Source organism: Paenibacillus sp. 01L418 (assembly GCF_056400045.1).
In genome coordinates, this window is record NZ_JBFTSN010000677.1 from 1 (window position 1) to 2,103 (window position 2,103).

At 46.6% G+C, this 2,103-nt stretch carries 2 protein-coding genes and 1 pseudogene; all 3 read right to left on the reverse strand.

What is annotated here, in order from left to right; genetic code table 11:
• Positions 1-557, reverse strand: a pseudogene (locus AC1DSE_RS34510) (anthranilate synthase component I); the annotation flags it as partial.
• A 359-nt stretch (positions 558-916) separates the two neighbouring features.
• Positions 917-1,285 carry a chorismate mutase gene (gene aroH / locus AC1DSE_RS34515; RefSeq protein WP_076271337.1) on the reverse strand — a complete coding sequence of 123 codons (369 nt, stop codon included), beginning with the start codon at positions 1,283-1,285 and terminating at the stop codon, positions 917-919.
• On the reverse strand, positions 1,285-2,103 hold an 819-nt coding region (aroB, locus tag AC1DSE_RS34520), incomplete at its 5' end, for a 3-dehydroquinate synthase (protein ID WP_477529043.1). The genes aroB and aroH, both read right to left, overlap by 1 nt.

Genomic DNA, 2,103 nt, shown 5'->3' on the forward strand with positions numbered 1-2,103 from the left:
GCATAGCTCTTCGCGATTTCCGCATCCGTAGAGCCTTCGGCGATATGAACATTTCCAACGATTTGCAGCTGCTGCTTAAAGTGGTCAAACACAATGATTTGATCACAAAACATAAACTGCATGTCATTCATATTCAAGTCGTCGATGCGGTGGGCAGGAAGCTTCTCATAATATTGCAGTAGGTCATAGCCGAAAAATCCGATTGCTCCACCTGTAAAGGGAGGAAGCTCTGGCAGCGACGGGCTGCGGAAGGAACGCAAATGAGCTTTTAGAAGCTCAATCGGCTTGTCATTAAGCACATGCTTCACGCCGTGATGTTCAAGCACCATCTCACCATTTTTACCGTAAAGCATCATGAACGGGTCCGTTCCTATAAACGAATAACGCGCCCATTTCGCTCCACCCTCGACACTCTCCAGCAGAAAAGCATGATCCTCTTTCGCAAAATGCTGGAATAGTCGAATTGGTGTTTCAGTGTCCGCCATCATATAGCGAACGATTGGAATTAAATTGTACTGACTGGCAAGACGGGTGACGTGCTGCAGCTCATTTGACATTCCGAACAACCTCCCTCAGTAGTGAAAATTCTATTATTAAAAACAAAAAAAGCTCCTGCCAGAGCAGGAGCGTTGGTTTAGATGATGACGGAAGTGTGTAAGCGGAAAAGACGCATGTGTAGATACGTTGAAGCAGCACTTTTACAATCCTGTGTGCCATTGCACATAAGATCGTTCAGCTTTTTCTCAAACTCGCGTATCTCTCATTGCCTAACTCTGCTTCTCTCAACTAATCTCGACTCATCTCTACTCAGCTCATAAAACTACTCTGCTACTCTCACTTACGTAACTAAATATACAACAACGTACAGCTATGCGTCAACAAAGGGATTTGTTCTTTATGAGCTAAAGTCAAAGCTTTATGCTTTAGATAAGTCTGGACGAAGCGCCTGCGCGCCGTTTAAATAAACGTGACGAATCTCCGCTTGCGTCTTGTCCGTGTTGATAAGAACCATTAATCTAATACAGCGCTCAAGACTGCCTTTAACCGGAACTTCAAGCGCGCACATAAGCGGAACAAGCTCCCAGCCCTTCATTTGGCGAATAGCTCTAGCAGGGAATGTCTCGTCCAGATCGCTCGTAACCGTCACGAACACGCTGCAAATATCGTCAGGCACGATCTCATTATCGGCCACGATTCCATTCAACATTTCAATTGTTGCATTCAAAATGGGCTGTTCTTCATTAGCATCTACAGTAATAGCACCACGAATTCCTCTAACACTCATTATTGTTGCACCTCCTGCTTTAATTGCTCTACGATCTCACGTACCCATTGGATGCTGACATCGGATTTTATTTCAACTGAACCTATTGCAGTTGGCACAACAAAAACCATCGTACCCTCAGCAAATTTCTTGTCATGCATCATTGCTTCCATAATCTTATCTACGTCCAAATGCTCAGGGAGCCGCACTGGCAGTCCTGCTTTCGCAAGAACGCGCTTCGTTATGGTATATACCTCTTCTGGAGCACCATATCGCATACCCAGCTTAGCCGAGCCTACCATCCCGATGGAAATGGCTTCCCCATGGAGCAGCTCCCCATATCCAGCTACCGCTTCTAGGGCATGGCCAATCGTATGACCCAGATTCAAGATCGCTCTCAAATCGTTTTCACGCTCATCCTTCGATACGACGGCCGCCTTCACGCTGCAGCCTTTATACAAAGCATAACCAAGTGCTTCCGCATCAAGAGCGCGCAGTTTCTCCGCATTCTCTTCACACCATGCGACAAAGGATTCATCCCAAATTAGTCCGTGCTTGATCACTTCCGACAAACCAGCGCTTACTTCTCTTGGGGGAAGGGTTTGCAGCGTGTTCAGATCATACAGGACAAGCTCAGGCTGATGAAAAGCACCGATAATATTTTTGGCAAGCGGATGATTGACGGCAACTTTGCCGCCCACACTGCTGTCATGCGCCAATATTGTCGTTGGAACCTGTACGAATTTGATGCCTCTCATGTATGAAGCAGCAACAAATCCAGCAAGATCTCCAACAACACCGCCACCAAGTGCAACGATAGCAGACTTGCGGTCGAGACC